The sequence below is a fragment of the Fructilactobacillus ixorae genome (assembly GCF_024029915.1).
GTDB lineage: Bacteria > Bacillota > Bacilli > Lactobacillales > Lactobacillaceae > Fructilactobacillus > Fructilactobacillus ixorae.
Genome location: NZ_CP097478.1, coordinates 910,568 through 927,835, shown reverse-complemented (window position 1 = coordinate 927,835; position 17,268 = coordinate 910,568). Strand labels below are relative to the sequence as shown.

The window sequence follows — 17,268 nt, the reverse complement described above, 5'->3', positions numbered from 1 at the left end:
AGGAGCGGCAGATGCGAAAGATTAATACTTATCAAGATAAACAGGTGCTCGTGTTTGGGGCTGGAATGAGTGGGACCAACGCAGCGCTATTATTGGTGCAATTAGGCGCCCGCGTTACGCTCACGGATGCCAAACCAGCTGCAGAAATTGCTGATTATCAGCAGCTGGTGGCGGCCGGAGTTCAGGTGGTTGCCGGGGAGTCACCAGTTTCGTTGGTAGAAGATGCCGACGTGATGGTCAAAAACCCAGGAATTCCCTATTCGGTTCCGCTTGTCCAAGCGGCGCGGCAAAAGCAGATTCCCATTATTTGTGAGGTCGAACTTGCAGCAGAAGTTGCAAGTGCGCCCATTGTGGCTGTGACTGGAAGTAATGGTAAGACCACTACAACTACCATGATTACGGAGATGCTAGCGGCCGGGAATCTGCATGGAACAGCGTATCGCGCTGGAAACATTGGCATTCCGGCCACGCAGGTGGCGCAACAGGCAACGGCTAACGACGACATTGTCATGGAACTGTCGAGCTTTATGCTGTTAGGCGTGCCTACCATCCATTCCCACATTGCTGTAATTACGAATATTTATGCTAATCATCTAGATTACCATGGAACCCGGGCGAACTACGTCGCTGCTAAGTTGCAGATTACGAAAAACCAAACCGCGGATGACTTTTTGGTAATGAATTTTGATCAACCAGAGTGGCGCCAACTGAGTCAACAAAGTGCCGCCATGGTGGTCCCATTTTCCGCCCAGGGGAAGTATGAAGATGGCGCGTACCAACGCAATGGGAAGTTGTATTTTCGCGATGAATTGATTATGAAAACCGCTGACATGCGGGTGACCGGAGAACCGAACGTTGAAAACGCCTTAGCAGCGATTGCAGTTGCTAAACTAGCTGGGGTTGCAACCGAAACCATTGTTGCAGTCCTCCGCAACTTTGGCGGGGTGCGTCATCGGAATCAGTACGTTTTAAGTGCCAATGGCCGGGATTTTTACAATGATTCCAAGGCTACTGACATTGAGGCCACCCAGATGGCCCTCGCCGGAATGCACCAACCAGTGGTCTTAATTGCCGGTGGGTTAGACCGGGGCTATACGTTTGAAAAGCTCGAACCGGAGTTGCATGACCACGTTCGAGCCCTCGTTGTCTTTGGAGAAACGGCAGCTTTACTAAAACAAGCCGGACAAGCGGCCGGGGTGAGCGAGATCCAGGTGGTTTCGAATTTAGATGAAGCCGTTTTGGCCGCCTACCAGTTAAGTCGGTCCGGCGATGTGATTTTACTCTCACCTGCGAATGCCAGCTGGGATCAGTTTACTAACTATGAAGAACGGGGCGATCGCTTTATTAGCGACGTCGAACGCTTAACCGGCAAACAGGAGGGAAAATAGTAATGAAAATGATGATCTCTGGCGGTGGCACTGGTGGCCACATTTATCCCGCGTTAGCTCTGGTTGCAGACTTGCAGCGCCAAGATGCGGGCGCTCAAGTGCTCTACGTGGGTTCAAAACGGGGACTAGAGAAACAGATTGTTCCGCAAAAGGGAATTGCCTTTCGGGAGTTAAAGATTCAAGGATTTAAACGCAAGTTGTTCTCTCTCTATAACTTTGAAACGGTCTATCTCTTTTTACAGAGTGTACGGACTGCCAAACGAATGATTAAAACGTTTCAACCGGATGTTGTGGTTGGAACCGGGGGGTATGTTTCCGGAGCAGTGGTCTATGCCGCGGCTAAAATGGGAATTCCGACGGTTATTCACGAACAAAACAGCGTGGTCGGCTGGACCAACAAGTTTTTGAGTCGCTACGTTGATAAGGTTGGGATTTCATTTTCAGAAGCCCGCGCCCAGTTTCCGGCTGCCAAAGTGGTGTTTACGGGGAATCCCCGGGCCCAGCAAGTTGCTGAAGTTGACAGTCAGTTTAGTTGGACCGAACTGGGGTTACAAGCGGAAACACCAACGGTTCTTGTCTTTGGGGGTAGCCAGGGAGCACTTAAGTTAAATCAAGCGATGGTGGCCGCCATTCCGAAGTTTAATGACCGTGATTACCAGGTGGTCTTTGTAACCGGAGAACGGCGGTATGAAGAAGTCATGGAACAGTTAAAAAAGGTGCCCATTAATGCTAACGTCAAAGTGCTGCCGTACATTAATAACATGCCAGAGGTGTTGCCCAAGGTCGCTTTGATTGTGGGGCGGGCCGGGGCCACGAGCTTAGCTGAAATTACGGCCGATGGGATTCCATCAATCTTGATCCCGAGTCCGTACGTAACGGCCGATCACCAAACGAAGAATGCGATGAGCTTGGTTAAGCAGCACGCCGCTTTGCTGGAAACGGAAGCAGATTTAAGTGCACCATCGTTATTAAGTAAGGTTGATCAACTGATGAACCATCCGGACCAGCGCCAAACAATGGCACAGAATGCTAAAAAAATGGGCGTTCCGGATGCTGCCGATCGGTTGCTTGACGTGTGTCGCACAGCGATTCAAATGCACCACGAATAAACAAGGACCAAGACCATGGATGAAAAAGAGCAAGATCAGCGCCTTAACGAACAACTACGGGCCGATCACGTCCAAAAATGGCAACATCGGCGGTTCCGGGTGGGTCGCAAAAATCGAGCCATCAAGCGCCGGCGCTGGCACACCACCGTGCGGGTGGCGGGTCCATTACTGGTGTTATTACTCAGTGGCTGTTTGTACTTTGGCTATCTAGCTTCACCGGCCAGTCGGGTGCAAACGGTACGGGTCACGCCCCAACCGGCCCGGAACCAGCTTCCCCAGCAACTGCCAGTGCAACCAGGCGATAATTTGCAAGTGGTGCAGCGGAAGCGGTCTGCTTTAGAACGGCAGTTGCAACGGCAAAATGACAAGGTAAAGCAGGTCAACCTTCAGATGACGGGCAACCGGGTACAAATCCAGGTGCAGCTGGAAAAACCACTAGCGATGATTGAACACCAGCGAGTTTTTCACGCCCTGTACTCTTCCGGTAAAATTGCGCACCAAGCAACCAAACAGGTTGATCAACAACGAACCTGCGTCATTCAGGGGATTAAGCAACGTGGCGAGCTGCAACTAATTGGCCGGCAGTTGGGAAAGCTCGCGCCGAACTTGGTCGCAGAGATTCAAACCATCCACCAAGAACCCAGTCAACCAGGAATGGAAAAAGTCCGGTTACAGATGCGAGATGGCAACCAGGTGGTCACGTTTACGAACCAGCTTGCCAAGCAACTGACATATTATCCCAAGCTCAAACCAACTTTAAAGCAACCAAGTGTGCTTAAGATGGAATTTGGGGCATATGCGACCCCCTTAAATTAGGTCGCACTTTCGCATTTTTGGCTTTATATGGTAGACTGATAACAAATATTAACTAACAATGAGCAGGATTAACAAGTAATCGGGAGGCTCCGCATTATGAACGAATCGGATATTTATGTTGGCCTAGACATTGGGACCACTTCAATTAAAGCAATTGTAGCGCAGACCATCGATGGGCAAACGAATGTGATCGGCGTGGGCAATGAACCATCTGCAGGCGTCAGTCGTGGCATTATTGTTGACATTGAGAAAGCTGCACAAGCCATTCGCAAGACGCTCGATCAGGCCGAAACTAAGTCGGGAGTCGAAATTAGTAGTGTGGTTGTGGGCTTGCCAGCGGACTTGATCAGTATTGATCGTTGTTCAGGAATGATTAGTTTACAGGACCAAGCAAATGAGATTGACAACCAGGACATCATGGAGGTTGCCCGGACAGCGATTTCAAACAACCTGCCCCAGGAACGCGAAGTGGTCAACTTGATTCCCGAGGAGTTCAAAATTGATGATTTCGATGGAATTGCTGATCCCCGGGGCATGGTTGGCTCGCGGTTGGAACTAGAGGGCCGAGTGATTACCGGTCCAAAGACCATCATTCACAACGTGCGCAAAGCCGTTACCAAAGCGGGGGTTACGATTGACCAACTAGTGGTCGGTGCCGAAGCGGAGGGTAAGACCATCCTGTCAGATTCAGAGCAAGACTTTGGGACCATTCTCCTTGATTTAGGGGGTGGGCAATCGACGGCCGCCGTGATTCATGATCATGAATTGAAGTACATTGATGTTGATCACGAAGGAGGTCAATACATTACGAAAGATATTTCATCCGTTTTAAATACATCACTAAAGGATGCTGAAAGTATCAAACGGGAATATGGAATTGCCGACGCGCAAGCGGCGGTAGCTGATAACGAATTTCCGGTTGAAGTGGTCGGGCAGAGTCAACCCCAAAAGGTCAACGAAAAGTTGTTAGCTGAGATTATTGAAGCCCGTTTGGATCAAATCCTGGGTCGCTTAAAGGATAAACTTACCGCTGCCAATGCCCTAGGCATGCCCGGCGGAATCGTATTGACTGGTGGGGTCGCTTCCATGCCGAAGCTGGCGGAATTAGCCGCTAACACGTTTGGCATGAACGTGCGCGTGTACATTCCCGATAAAATGGGGCTGCGGCACCCGTCCTTTGCGTTGGGACTAGCCTTAGTAAACTACGCAACTGGGTTGAGCGAGGTTGATCAGGTGATTCGCACCGTCTTCTCGGTGGACGCACCGTTGCCGAGTCAAGCTGACCAAGCGGTTGAGCAGCCGGCTACTGACCAATACCAAGCTCCTACTCCAGCCGAGGAGGAAGGCGGACTCTCACTCTTTTCCCGGCGCAAGCAACCGAAAGAACCCAAACAACGTAAAAAGGATGGCTTTAATTTCTCTTTCAAGAATTTCTTTGAATAACCACGGAGGGTAAAAAGGATGGATTACGCAATGGATCAAAATGCAGGAACTGGTGCCAGCATCAAGGTAATTGGTGTTGGGGGCGGGGGTAACAATGCTGTGAACCGCATGATTGAAGACGGGGTTGAAGGGGTTGAATTTATCGCCGCTAATACCGACGTACAGGCCCTGGATGCCTCTAAGGCGGAAACAAAAATTAACCTAGGTCCTAAGCTGACCAAGGGACTCGGGGCGGGCTCTAACCCCGAAGTGGGAGCAAAAGCCGCCGAAGAAAGCCAAGAAGATATTACAAATGCGCTCAAGGGTGCTGACATGGTCTTTGTGACGGCCGGAATGGGTGGTGGAACCGGAAACGGAGCTGCTCCCATCATTGCTAAGATTGCGAAACAAGCTGGAGCCCTCACGGTGGCCGTGGTCACGCGGCCCTTTACCTTTGAAGGACCAGCCCGGGCACATAACGCCAGCGAAGGGCTCGCCGCACTTAAACAAAACGTGGACACGATGGTTGTAATTTCAAATAATCAAGTGTTAGAAATGGCTGACAAAAAGACCTCCTTTTTAGGGGCGTTACACGATGCTGATAACGTTTTACGGCAAGGGGTGCAAGGGATTTCTGATTTAATTACGCGCCCTGGGTACGTGAACTTGGATTTTGCAGATGTTACGACCATCATGAAGGATAAGGGAACCGCTTTAATGGGCGTGGGCTCTGCAAACGGTGAAAACCGGGCTGCAGAAGCAACGAAGAAGGCCATTAATTCACCGCTATTAGAGGTTTCCATTGACGGAGCTAGACAGGTCTTATTAAACATTACCGGGGGTCCGGACCTGGGAATCTTCGAAGCGCAAGATGCGGCGAACATCATTCGCGATGCCACTTCTGATGATACAAACATCATCTTTGGGACGTCCATTGACGAAAACATGGGAGACGAAATCCGCGTTTCCGTGATTGCAACGGGAATTGATGATGATTCTAGTGACATTACGGACGTCCAAAGCATTCAAAGTGCAACGCGTTCGAGTGAAACGGTGGTTCAACCCAATGAAGCTAGTCAGGTCGTGCAACCAGATCGGGCTCCGAGTCAAAGTGCGGAACCAAGTCACCGTGCCGAACCAGATCAACGCTTTCAAAACGTTGAAAAACAGGAATTTGAACCATTTAACGCCGGTAATCAACAGGATGATGACGATCAAAATGATGATATTCCGCCGTTTAACTTTAAATATCGGAATCAATAAAAAGAAAGGGTGAACACCGATGGCAAAGGGTATTTTTAATAATTTTTTTGGGGCTAGTGAGGAAACTGATCAAGAGCGTTACCCCCAAGATGCAAATCCGCAATCGGTCAGGGTTAACCCCCGAAAGGTCTTACCAATGAATGATAACCGGCTTCCAGACAGTAAAATTAACATCGTTGAACCCCGAATTTTTGCGGATGCCAAAAACATTTCGAAGAAGTTGATTAACGGGGATGCTGTGTTAATTCGAATGGAAAACGTTGACAGTACAACGATTCGCCGGATTGTCGACTTCGTGAGTGGAACCGTGTACGCCATTGAGGGGAACTTGCAGCAAATTGATGAGAAGGTCTATCTCTGCGCTCCCCAAAACTACGTTGTGAACGGGGACGTTAAGAATCAATTTTACGATCGGTCGGAGAAGAAGTAATGGCGAACGTAATTAGTTTAATTGCAGTGACGCTGGGCTACCTGATTGACATCTATAGCTATCTCATCGTGGCGTGGGCGTTAATGAGTTGGCTTCCCGGGGCGAGTGAATCGAAGCTGGGTCAACTAATCACCCGCTTGGTGACCCCGTTTGTCAGTTATTTTAACTTTGCCCGGATTGGGATGATTGGCTTCGCGCCGGTGCTTGCGATTCTAGCCCTGTGGTTCATTAGATTAGGGGTAAACGGGATTGCTAATTTTCTAATTGGACTGGTTGGCTAAGATGGGATTAACGTCGAATGTCACCCAGCACTTTCGAGCGAGTGAACGACCGTTTCTGCACCAAGCCAGTGACTGGTTAGTCCAAGCCCGAACCGAGTATCGTCCCATTTTGACGGGTTTTTTAAACGAACGGGAACGGTACTTGGTGCAAACGTTGGTTAATCGGGAACCAGATGTGCATTTTGCGGCAAACGGAGGCTACCCGGAAGCCGAGATGCAACGGGGACTGCTGTATCCGGAGTATGTTACGCCAGCCGAAACGGACTTTGAGATCGGCTTAGTGGAAATCAGGTATCCCGTCAAATTTGCTACGTTACAACATCGTCAGGTGCTCGGGGCCTTACTCGGGAGTGGAATTGAACGAAACGTAATTGGTGATTTGATTACAGATGGAAAGCGGTGGCAAGTCATCACGCAACTAACGATGATGGAGTACCTCGAACGAACCGTGACAGAAATGGGGAGAACGAAGGTGCAACTTCTCCCCCAGCCATTGACAGAACGGCTACCGGTTCATGATGACGGTCAGGTCGTACACGTCACGTTGCCCTCGTTACGGCTGGATGTCGTCATTGCAACCCTGTTTCGGATGTCTCGGGCCGGCGCCAAGGCGTTAGTAGCGCATGGTAAGGTGCGCTTGAATTGGTTTACGTACGATCAGCCGGATTATGAACTAGCAGTGCACGATTTGATTTCCGTTCGGGGGTTTGGCAGAATTAAGTTTGACGAGCAGAGCGGGGTTTCAAAAAAAGGGAAAATTAAAGCAGCGTTTGATGTGATAAAAAACAAGTGATGGAGGCTTACCATGGTACTTTCTGCAGAAGACATTCATAACAAAAAATTTGGCACCAAGATGCGGGGTTACAACATTGATGAGGTTAATGACTTTTTGGATCAAATCACGAAGGATTATCAAATTCTCCGAGCCGAAAACACCTCGTTAAAACAAGAGCTCGAGCAAACGAAACATGATTTGGCTTACTATGATGATTTGAAGAGCTCGTTAAACCAGTCTATTTTGGTGGCCCAAGAAGCCGCGGATAACGTTAAAAAAACGGCGGATGCTGATGCAGAGGAAACGCTTAAAACGGCGCGCCATAAGGCCAACCAAATCGTAGCCGAGGCCACGCAAAAAGCCCAAGCCACGGTCGAACAAGAAGCCCAAAAAGCCGCTGCTTTAGCCCTAAGTACCGACGATTTCCGAATGCAGATTAAGCAGTTCCGGCAAAAGTTAATCGGGATGTTGGAAAGTCAACTTGAGTACGCCCACCAATCCGCTTGGACGAAGTTACTTGATGGGGCTGACTACCAAGCGTTCCCAGAGATTAAAGCGGTGGTGGAGAACCTTGACAATCACACAACGGAGAGAGTAAACTCAAACAGTAATCGGACGTTGACGTCTGATAAATACGAGCAACCGACCATCATGTTTTATCCAGACGGCCGGGTTGAAAGCTTATAATAAAGCCAGCAAGCTCCTTGAAAATACCACAGCGAAGCGGGGACGGTGGAAGCCTGCTTGTCACTTTGAAGGGCGGAGATCACTTTATTATGATTAGGTTAATAACAAACAACGAGAGGAGTCTGACTGAACCAGCTGGACTTCTGAACTTGGGTGGTACCACGAAGACTTCGTCCCGATTGCGACGGAGTCTTTTTGTATAGCAGGAGGAGGAATTTGGATGCGGATTAAAGATACTTTGAACTTGGGAAAAACCAAGTTCAAAATGCGGGGAAACCTTCCCGTCAAAGAGCTCGAACGCGAGCAGGTGTGGGAGACTAACCACTTGTACCAACAACGGCAACGGTTAAATGAAGGCAAGCCCACGTTTGTGCTTCACGATGGCCCGCCATACGCTAACGGTGATATTCACATGGGGCACGCCATGAACAAAATTACCAAGGACTTTATCGTGCGCTATAAGTCCATGAACGGGTTTCGGGCACCGTTTGTTCCCGGCTGGGATACCCACGGCTTACCGATTGAACAACAGCTCAAAAAGGCCGGCTATGACCGTAAGCAGATGTCAACTAACGAATTCCGGAAGCTTTGCCATGACTATGCGTTAGAACAAGTTGACCGCCAACGGACGGAATTTAAGCGGTTGGGAGTGCAGGGGGACTGGGACCATCCGTACTTGACGCTGCAACCAGAGTATGAAGCCGCTGAAGTTCGAGTCTTTGGGAAGATGGCCGAACAGGGCTTGATTTACAAGGGCCTGAAGCCCGTAATCTGGTCCTGGTCATCCGAATCTGCACTTGCAGAAGCCGAAGTTGAATACCATGACGTTGAGTCACCGTCTGCGTTCTACGCGGAACAGGTGGTTGATGGCAAGGGCGTCCTTGACAACGAGCACACCTACATGGTGGTTTGGACGACGACGCCGTGGACGATTCCAGCTTCAGAAGGAATCACGGTGAACCCCGACTTTGATTACGTGGTGGTCCAACACGATGATGATCCGAACCAGTACGTGTTGGCCGCTACTTTAGTGGCAGCCGATGCCGAATTATTTGGCTGGCAAAACGTGCGGACCGTCAAGCAGATCAAGGGCCGCGATTTAGACCGGGTCTTAGCCACCCATCCCTTTGATTCAGAGTGGCAGTTAGTAACGATGCTCGGTGATTTTGTAACGGCAGATGCCGGAACGGGACTCGTGCACACGGCCCCTGGTTACGGGGAAGATGACTACAACATTGGAAAGCAGTACGACTTACCAATCTTTGCCCCGGTCGATGACAAGGGGTACCTGACTGCCGATGCCGGTCCTGACTTTGCTGGGGTCTTTTACGAAGACGCGAACCAAATTGCGTTGGATAAACTAAAAGCCCAGGGACAACTGCTCCACTACATGCCGTATGAACACAGTTATCCCTTTGACTGGCGGACGAAAAAACCAGTGATTTACCGGGCAACGCCCCAGTGGTTTGCATCGGTTACAAAGATTCGGCAACAAATTTTGGATGCCATTGATACGGTTAACTTTGATCCGGAATGGGGGCACCAGCGGCTCTATAACATGATTCGGGATCGGGGGGACTGGGTCATTTCTAGACAACGGGTCTGGGGGGTACCGCTTCCAATCTTCTACGCTGAAGATGGCACGCCAATTATGACACCCGAAACGATTAATCACGTTGCGGACCTGTTTGCAGAGCACGGGTCGGACGTGTGGTTTGAATGGGACGCCCAGGACCTGCTGCCAGCCGGCTTTACCAGCTCCCATTCTCCCAACGGGGAATTTACGAAGGAAACGGACATTATGGATGTCTGGTTTGATTCCGGTTCTTCCCACCAGGGCGTGCTTGCCGAGCGGCCGGAATTGACCTATCCAGCTGATCTTTACTTAGAAGGGTCCGACCAGTACCGGGGTTGGTTTAACTCCAGTCTGATTACGAGTGTGGCCACGGCCGGAATTGCGCCGTACAAGAACTTGTTGTCGCAAGGATTCACCCTCGATGGCAAGGGTCACAAGATGAGCAAGTCCTTAGGGAATACAATTGCCCCCGCAGATGTGATCAAGCAAATGGGGGCCGATATCATTCGCCTCTGGGTAACCAGCGTTGACACAGCTGCCGACGTGCGCGTTTCAATGGGGAACTTCAAGACGGTGGGCGATAGCTACAAGAAGATCCGGAATACGGTGCGCTACCTGTTAGCCAACACCAGTGATTTCGATCCTCAAACGAACTCGGTGGCCTATGCGGACCTGCCTTCGGTCGACCAGTTCATGCTGATTCGGTTAAACGACTTAGTGCGGGAAGTAAAAGCCGCCTACGATCACTATGATTTTATGACCATCAACAAAAAGTTAATGCAGTTCATGACCGTTGATCTATCGGCCTTTTACCTGGATTTTGCCAAGGATATTTTGTACATTGAACCGGAAAATGGCCCGCGGCGCCGGTCAATGCAAACGGTGTTGTACCAATCCTTAGTAACGTTGACAAAACTGTTAACGCCAATCATTCCCCACACAACGGAAGAAATCTGGCAGTTCTGTCAGGAACCCGAAGAATTTGTGCAGTTGGCAGACATGCCGTCTGTGCGTGAACTTGCTAATGAAACGGAAATTCGCAGCGAGTGGGAGGCCTTCCTAAAACTGCGTAAGGATGTATTAAAGGCGATGGAAGCAGCGCGGACGGATAAGATAATTGGAAAACCGTCCGAAGCGAAGTTGATTCTTTACGTTAACGGAACGGTCAAACAACTGCTGAACCAGTTAGACGTTGATCTGGCTCAGATTCTGATGGTCTCAGACTTAGACATCAAACCAATTGAAGCAGCGGAAGATGGCGTATCCACCTTTGGTGATCAGTTGGCAATTGAAGTTCAACACGCAGACGGAACGGTTTGTGCCCGGTGTCGGTTAATTAAACCGGACGTCGGGAGTGATCCAGACTATCCGGAATTCTGTGCCCGGTGTGCTAAATTAGTGCGGTCCGAGTATCCAGCAACGGCAACGACCGGTTTTGAAGAATAAGAACGATAAAAGTCGAGATGTTAGTCTCGGCTTTTGTTATGATGAGAGTGAGAAACCGGATGAAAAACAGGAGGATGCAATGCAGGGAAAAGTAAAACAGTACGATCAACACCGGGGATTTGGCTACCTGATTGATCCGGCGGGGCAGGACGTGTTTATGCACATCACCGGGATCATTCATGGAAATCCAAAGGCAATTCGGCCCGGCGATCCAGTTGAATTCGTCACGGCACCAGGAAAACACGGCATTCAAGCTGCTAAAATTCGGTTGCCCCGGTAACCACTGGTGACCGCTAGGAGTGATGACAACCATGAGGATGGAGGAACAATCGAATGACAGATAAAGAGTTAGCAGAAACAGAAATCAAAAGCGAGCGAAAGTACGACGGGGAAATCATTCGCGTTGACCAAGAAACGGTGCGGCTCGCTAATGGCAAACTGGCTCATCGTGACGTCGTCCACCATGCTGCAGCGGTGGCAATGCTAGTCCTGACGGATGAGAACCGGATGGTGTTAGAAAAGCAGTGGCGAGAACCGGCCAAAGCAGTCATGTTAGAAATTCCTGCGGGAAAGCTGGATGAACGAGATCGTGGCAATGAAATGCATGCCGTTCAACGCGAGCTAAATGAAGAAGTGCGTTACCAAGCAGCAACGATTCAGCTCCTTTCCTCGTTTTACACATCCTGTGGCTTTACCGATGAATACATGTATCTGTACCTCGTGACGGATTTAACGCCCGTGACCACGAAACTCCCCCGGGATGCAGGTGAATTCCTGGAGCTTGGGGAGTATACGCTCGCAGAGGCGAAAGAATTACTGGCGACGGGTCAGATTCAGGATGCGAAAACCATCATGGCCATTCAAGCCTGGGAACTAATGCAAAAGTAGGTTAAAACAATGGATGATAAACAAACAAAAGCCGCTCCCGAACCAGAACTAACGCGGGCGGCCTTTCGCCGCCAACAACGGCACCGGTGGGGACGGCCCACCACGGAGGACGCCGCGGCCCCGGAAACAGACCTACCGTTACGCCGGACGGAGGTTAATGATCCAGAACGCCGGCACCGGCGGACCGCACGGAAGTTAGATGTCGTGATCGTAATCTTAGTACTGTTAATCATTGCCGTGTTAGCAATCATGCGGTTTGTGGACTAATTAAAAAAATGGGAGAAGAACAGAATGAAAACCTTTGGAATTATTTGTGCAATGGACGAAGAAATTAAAGCCCTGTTGGATGCGTTAATGGGTGAGGAAACCACGGTCATCGGGAACGTGACCTTTTATGCCGGGACGATTAGTGGGCAGCGGGTTATTTTAGTTAAATCCGGGATTGGAAAAGTCGAAGCCGGGATTACCGCCGCGTTACTGTTAACGAACTTTAACGTGGACGTGCTCATCCACTCCGGCTCGGCGGCTGGGATTGGCGCCGGCTTACAGGTCGGAGATATTGTCATTGCGACCGAAACCGCTTATCACGACGTTGATTGTACGGCGGATGGTGAGGTCTTTGGCCAGTTACCGAATCAACCAGCCCGGTTTCCGGCTTCAGAAGCTTGGGGCAACCAAATTGCCGCTGCTTCTGCTGACCAGGGGCTAAATGTTCACCACGGTTTAATTGTGACCGGGGACCAATTTATTGCTGGAAAAGTCATGATTAAAAACATTTTGACCCACTTTCCAGATGCCCTCGCGGGGGAAATGGAAGGCGCCGCTGTTGGTCAAGTGGCCAACCAGTTTGAGGTTCCCTACGTAGTGGTGCGGGCGATGTCAGATACGGGTGACGAAGACGCCAATCAGAGTTTTGGTGAATTCATCGTGGCTGCGGGGCGCCAGTCAGCCGAAATGCTCCTCCGTTTGTTTGCAAATACCGCCGCACAATAAGGAGGCCCGGCGATGAGGGAAATTTATTTGGATCATGCCGCCACCACTCCAATTTTCGCACCAGTGCTTGCGGAATTAATGCACCAATATCAGACTACCTTTGGGAATCCATCCACACTTTATCAGATCGGACGGGCCGCCAATCAAGTCCTAGAGGATAGCCGCCACGTCATGGCAGCAAGCATCAACGCCCAGGATAGTGAGATTGTTTTTACCAGTGGGGGAACGGAAAGTGATAACACGGCTATCATTCGGACGGCCGAAGCCCGCCAGGAATTAGGCAAACACTTGATTACGACGGCAATTGAACACGAGGCCGTTTTAAAGCCAATGCAGTACCTCGAACGCCACGGCTACCAAGTTACCTACCTTCCGGTTGATGAACAGGGGATGATTCGACTCGCAGACCTAGAAGCAGCGTTAGATGAGCAAACGACCCTCGTGTCAATCATGAGCGTGAACAACGAGGTGGGGAGTCGCATGCCGATTCATGAGATTGGGACCTTACTTCAGGATCACCAAGCGTGGTTTCATACCGACGCCGTCCAGGCCTATGGATTAGATGAAATTGACGTGGAACGTGATCACATTGACTTGTTGTCAACGTCCGCCCATAAACTATATGGGCCGAAATCCCTCGGCTTTTTATACCGGCGCGGAAGTCTCCGGTTGCCCAGCTACATCATGGGTGGTGACCAGGAAGATAAGCGCCGGGCCGGCACCCAAAATGTCCCGGCGATTGCGGGGTTTGCAACGGCGGTGTTGGAACTGCCGAGCGCGAAAAAACAGGAGTTGCGCGCCCGGTTTGTGGCTTTTCGGGATCAGCTTTTAGCCGGCTTTGCCGCCCAGAACGTTGAAGTCCACGTTAATGGACCCGCGGCTGGTACTGGTTCGCCCCACGTTTTGAACCTTTGGTTTCCCGGTGTGTCCACTTACGTACTCCAAAATAACCTGGATTTAGCTGGCATTGCGGTCTCTGGGGGCTCTGCTTGTACGGCCGGGAACTTAGAACCATCCCACGTGTTACGGGCAATGTTTGGGGCAACGAGTCCGCGCTTAGCCGAATCGATTCGGGTGAGCTTTGGTCAGGACACGACGGCCACTGAAATCGACCAATTCGTGACAACGACGAGTAAAATTATTCACAGATTAGCACAGCGGAGGAAACAGTAATGGCATTCGCAGACCAAGTTCACTTAGCTGGTGATTCAGCCACCTATCGGGTAAATCCGGCGGTTAAGAAGTATACGCTGAGTGATTTAAACTTCAAAAAAACGAAGCTTCAAAACTATGAACTAACCCAGGCGTTGCAACCGTTAAACGTGAAGGGGAAGGGAGCCGTTCAGGTAAAGCTGAGCATTAGTGCTGACTTACAGCAGTTGAAACTAGCGATTCTGACCGGCTCGGGCCTGCAAACGGTTAATATTTTTACTGGAGACCAGTTTGCAGCCGCCCGCGAACAATACCATTTTTTGATGCAAAATCTAATCATCCGACAGGTTTTAACTAAAAACTAGCCGGGTGTGCCGAACGCTTGCCAAGCCCAGTTCAGGTGGCGTATCATGATGAATACTGGAATTACGACCTTCAAATCGTGGATTTCTGAATCTATAAGAATGATGGTGATAAAATGCAAGATAACAGTCAAACCCGCGTGGTAGTCGGGATGAGTGGTGGTGTGGATTCGTCCGTGGCCGCTTACTTATTGAAACAGCAGGGCTACGACGTTGTTGGGGTGTTCATGAAAAACTGGGACGACACCGACGCAAACGGAGTTTGTACCGCAACGGAGGACTTTAAGGACGTCGCCCACGTGGCGAACCAACTCGGGATTCCCTACTACTCTGTCAATTTTGAACAGGAATACTGGGACCGGGTCTTTAAGTACTTTTTAGCTGAATACAAACGGGGGCGGACGCCGAATCCCGATGTGATTTGTAACACGGAGATTAAGTACAAGGCCTTCTTAGAATACGCAATGGATCTGGGTGCAGACTACATTGCCATGGGTCACTATGCCCAACTCAAACGGGATGAAAATGGGAAGAATCACTTGATTCGGTCAACGGACCTTAACAAGGATCAGACCTACTTTTTGAGTCAACTGTCAGCAGACCAACTTGACCGGGTGATGTTTCCGGTGGGTGGCATGACCAAGCCGGAAGTCCGGCAAATTGCGCACGATGCGAACCTGTACGTAGCCGATAAAAAGGACTCCATGGGCGTTTGTTTCATTGGACCCAATAACTTCGATCACTTTTTGAGTCAGTACCTGCCCGCGCAGTCCGGAAAAATGATGACCCTTGATGGAGAAGTCAAAGGCGAACACGCCGGCTTGATGTACTACACCATCGGTCAACGACGGGGACTAGGCATTGGGGGCGACGGTCAGGATAACCGGCCGTGGTTCGTGATTGGCAAGGACCTCGAAAAGAACGTTCTCTACGTGGGCAAGGGGTACGAAAACCCCTACCTGTACGCGGATTATCTGACGGCTTCCGACCTCTCGTTTGTTGATGGCAACACCCGTGGGCAAACCTTCCACTGTACCGCGAAGTTCCGGTACCGGCAAAAGGACGTCGGGGTGACGGTGCAGATTGACGATGATCAAAACCACGTCAAGGTGACCTTTGACGAACCGGCTCGCGCTGTGACACCCGGTCAGGCCGTGGTTTTTTACGACGGAGCGGAATGTCTGGGCGTAGCCACGATTGACGCTGCTTACAAAAATGAAGCCAAGTTACAATACGTTTAAAAAAGTCTGACGCTTGAGTCAGGCTTTTTTGCGTCGTTAGGGGGAAACTGGCATAATAACAGTAGATTATAAACGAGGATGAAGACCATGAAATTATACTTTGTGCGCCACGGCAAAACCGAATGGAACCTAGAGAGTCGCTATCAGGGCGCGGGTGGGGACTCCGAGTTACTGCCAGCTAGTTATCAAGAAATGCAGCTCGTGGGGAACTACCTAAAGGACATTGTCTTTGCCCATGTGTATGCGAGCCCAATTAAGCGGGCCCGGGTTACGGCAAGCGTAATTCAAAGTCAGTTGCACCATCCAGCCCCGCTGAGTTTGGATAATCGGTTGGAAGAATTTCGGCTCGGTAAGTTCGAAGGAATGAAATTTACGGACGCTGAAGCTCAATATCCGGAGACGTTTAACGATTTTCGCAATCATCCGGATCAGTACGATCCCACACCGATTGGGGGCGAATCCTTTCCAGAATTGATTAAGCGGATGCGAAGTAAAATGAATGAGATTACCACGAATTTTGATAATGATGCGAATCTTTTAATTGTCAGTCATGGGGCGGCGTTAAACGCCTTGATTAACTCGTTACTGGAAATTCCATTAAAGGATTTACGGAAACGGGGGGGCTTGGCCAACACCAGTACGACGATTTTAGAAACTACCGACCACGGTCAGAAGTTTAAATTATTGGATTGGAACGACACCAGCTACTTGAACCACCCGGTGCGGGATTCAGATTTAGTGTAGGAGGACAGCAATGGCAGAGCATGCAGAAGCAGACGAAAAGCAGGAGCGGGCCACCGCCACGTTGCACCAGTTAATCACGGACATTGATGAACACCCAAACGATTATCGACCCTACTACGACCTCAGTGCGTTCTTGATTGAACTCAAGAGCTACGCGCAGGCCGAAGAATTACTGATGAAGGCGCTCGGGTTGTTTGCGGATCGCAGTCAAACGGCCAAAAACACGCTGACCTATGGACTCGGAAACGTGTACTACGCTGCCGGGGAATTTACGCAGGCGATTCAACAATTTCAACAGGTGACGGACCCTACTTTAAAGCAGGATGCGTACATCATGTTGGGACAAAGTTACTATGGTGAAAAGAACTATGGCAAGGCGTTGGCCTTTTTAATTACCGCCCATGACCACGCGAAGCAGGATCCGGAACTGAATCGCTTAATCGGTGATTGTTTACTGGCGAGTGGCGATTTAAATGCAGCCGCTGATTTTTACCAGCAGACGGTAGTCGCGAAGCCAAACGATGCGGCCGCGCACTTTAACTTGGGTGTAATTGCACTAAGCAACGGCCAGCGCGAGCAGGCGGAGTCCGAGTTTGAACAGTCCCGCGCGCTGGATGAACATTACTTTATGATTCATCGGGAACGCATTGCAGACATTGAAAAAGGGCTGCGTAAGCGGCCAAAGGAGTAACCCT

At 50.2% G+C, this 17,268-nt stretch carries 19 protein-coding genes; all 19 read left to right on the top strand.

Annotated features, from left to right (window positions below; translation table 11 throughout):
• Positions 1 to 11 precede the first annotated feature (11 nt).
• Positions 12 to 1,388: a UDP-N-acetylmuramoyl-L-alanine--D-glutamate ligase gene (murD, locus tag M8332_RS04525; RefSeq protein ID WP_252779672.1), complete on the top strand. Its 1,377-nt coding sequence runs from the start codon at positions 12 to 14 to the stop codon at positions 1,386 to 1,388.
• A gap of 2 nt (positions 1,389 to 1,390) precedes the next feature.
• The gene (gene murG / locus M8332_RS04520; RefSeq protein WP_252779671.1) at positions 1,391 to 2,497 is read left to right on the top strand and encodes an undecaprenyldiphospho-muramoylpentapeptide beta-N-acetylglucosaminyltransferase; all 1,107 of its coding nucleotides are present in this window, start codon (positions 1,391 to 1,393) and stop codon (positions 2,495 to 2,497) included.
• A 15-nt stretch (positions 2,498 to 2,512) separates the two neighbouring features.
• Positions 2,513 to 3,313, top strand: a complete 801-nt coding sequence (locus M8332_RS04515) for a cell division protein FtsQ/DivIB (RefSeq protein WP_252779670.1) — start codon at positions 2,513 to 2,515, stop codon at positions 3,311 to 3,313.
• A gap of 96 nt (positions 3,314 to 3,409) precedes the next feature.
• Positions 3,410 to 4,756, top strand: coding sequence for a cell division protein FtsA (gene ftsA / locus M8332_RS04510; protein WP_252779669.1), 1,347 nt, complete (start codon positions 3,410 to 3,412; stop codon positions 4,754 to 4,756).
• 18 nt (positions 4,757 to 4,774) lie between these two features.
• The gene (gene ftsZ / locus M8332_RS04505) at positions 4,775 to 5,998 is read left to right on the top strand and encodes a cell division protein FtsZ (protein ID WP_252750417.1); all 1,224 of its coding nucleotides are present in this window, start codon (positions 4,775 to 4,777) and stop codon (positions 5,996 to 5,998) included.
• Between the two features lie 19 nt (positions 5,999 to 6,017).
• Positions 6,018 to 6,428, top strand: a complete 411-nt coding sequence (locus M8332_RS04500; RefSeq protein ID WP_252779668.1) for a cell division protein SepF — start codon at positions 6,018 to 6,020, stop codon at positions 6,426 to 6,428.
• Entirely contained in the window at positions 6,428 to 6,709 is a 282-nt protein-coding gene (locus M8332_RS04495) for a YggT family protein (protein ID WP_252779667.1), read from the top strand. The genes M8332_RS04500 and M8332_RS04495 overlap by 1 nt, the downstream gene beginning before the upstream one ends.
• A 1-nt stretch (position 6,710) precedes the next feature.
• Complete coding sequence (locus tag M8332_RS04490; protein ID WP_252779666.1) at positions 6,711 to 7,502, top strand: YlmH family RNA-binding protein; 792 nt, start codon at positions 6,711 to 6,713, stop codon at positions 7,500 to 7,502.
• Between the two features lie 12 nt (positions 7,503 to 7,514).
• Positions 7,515 to 8,171 carry a DivIVA domain-containing protein gene (locus tag M8332_RS04485; protein ID WP_252779665.1) on the top strand — a complete coding sequence of 219 codons (657 nt, stop codon included), beginning with the start codon at positions 7,515 to 7,517 and terminating at the stop codon, positions 8,169 to 8,171.
• A gap of 220 nt (positions 8,172 to 8,391) precedes the next feature.
• On the top strand, positions 8,392 to 11,193 hold the full coding sequence (gene ileS / locus M8332_RS04480; RefSeq protein WP_252779664.1) for an isoleucine--tRNA ligase: 2,802 nt from the start codon (positions 8,392 to 8,394) through the stop codon (positions 11,191 to 11,193).
• Between the two features lie 79 nt (positions 11,194 to 11,272).
• Entirely contained in the window at positions 11,273 to 11,473 is a 201-nt protein-coding gene (locus tag M8332_RS04475; protein ID WP_252779662.1) for a cold-shock protein, read from the top strand.
• Between the two features lie 53 nt (positions 11,474 to 11,526).
• Positions 11,527 to 12,081, top strand: a complete 555-nt coding sequence (locus M8332_RS04470; protein ID WP_252779661.1) for an NUDIX hydrolase — start codon at positions 11,527 to 11,529, stop codon at positions 12,079 to 12,081.
• A 9-nt stretch (positions 12,082 to 12,090) separates the two neighbouring features.
• Complete coding sequence (locus M8332_RS04465; RefSeq protein ID WP_252779660.1) at positions 12,091 to 12,348, top strand: hypothetical protein; 258 nt, start codon at positions 12,091 to 12,093, stop codon at positions 12,346 to 12,348.
• Between the two features lie 24 nt (positions 12,349 to 12,372).
• Entirely contained in the window at positions 12,373 to 13,074 is a 702-nt protein-coding gene (locus M8332_RS04460; protein WP_252779659.1) for a 5'-methylthioadenosine/adenosylhomocysteine nucleosidase, read from the top strand.
• 12 nt (positions 13,075 to 13,086) lie between these two features.
• A complete protein-coding gene (locus M8332_RS04455) occupies positions 13,087 to 14,247 on the top strand; it encodes a cysteine desulfurase family protein (protein ID WP_252779658.1) in 1,161 nt (386 codons plus the stop codon).
• Complete coding sequence (locus tag M8332_RS04450) at positions 14,247 to 14,591, top strand: DUF1831 domain-containing protein (RefSeq protein WP_252779657.1); 345 nt, start codon at positions 14,247 to 14,249, stop codon at positions 14,589 to 14,591. Before M8332_RS04455 ends, M8332_RS04450 begins: the two co-directional genes overlap by 1 nt.
• 113 nt (positions 14,592 to 14,704) lie before the next feature.
• Positions 14,705 to 15,829 (top strand): tRNA 2-thiouridine(34) synthase MnmA, encoded by a 1,125-nt coding sequence (gene mnmA, locus M8332_RS04445; protein ID WP_252779656.1) that lies wholly within the window; start codon positions 14,705 to 14,707, stop codon positions 15,827 to 15,829.
• A gap of 87 nt (positions 15,830 to 15,916) precedes the next feature.
• Positions 15,917 to 16,573 carry a histidine phosphatase family protein gene (locus M8332_RS04440; RefSeq protein WP_252779655.1) on the top strand — a complete coding sequence of 219 codons (657 nt, stop codon included), beginning with the start codon at positions 15,917 to 15,919 and terminating at the stop codon, positions 16,571 to 16,573.
• 10 nt (positions 16,574 to 16,583) lie between these two features.
• Positions 16,584 to 17,264 (top strand): tetratricopeptide repeat protein, encoded by a 681-nt coding sequence (locus tag M8332_RS04435; protein ID WP_252779654.1) that lies wholly within the window; start codon positions 16,584 to 16,586, stop codon positions 17,262 to 17,264.
• Positions 17,265 to 17,268: the final 4 nt, after the last annotated feature.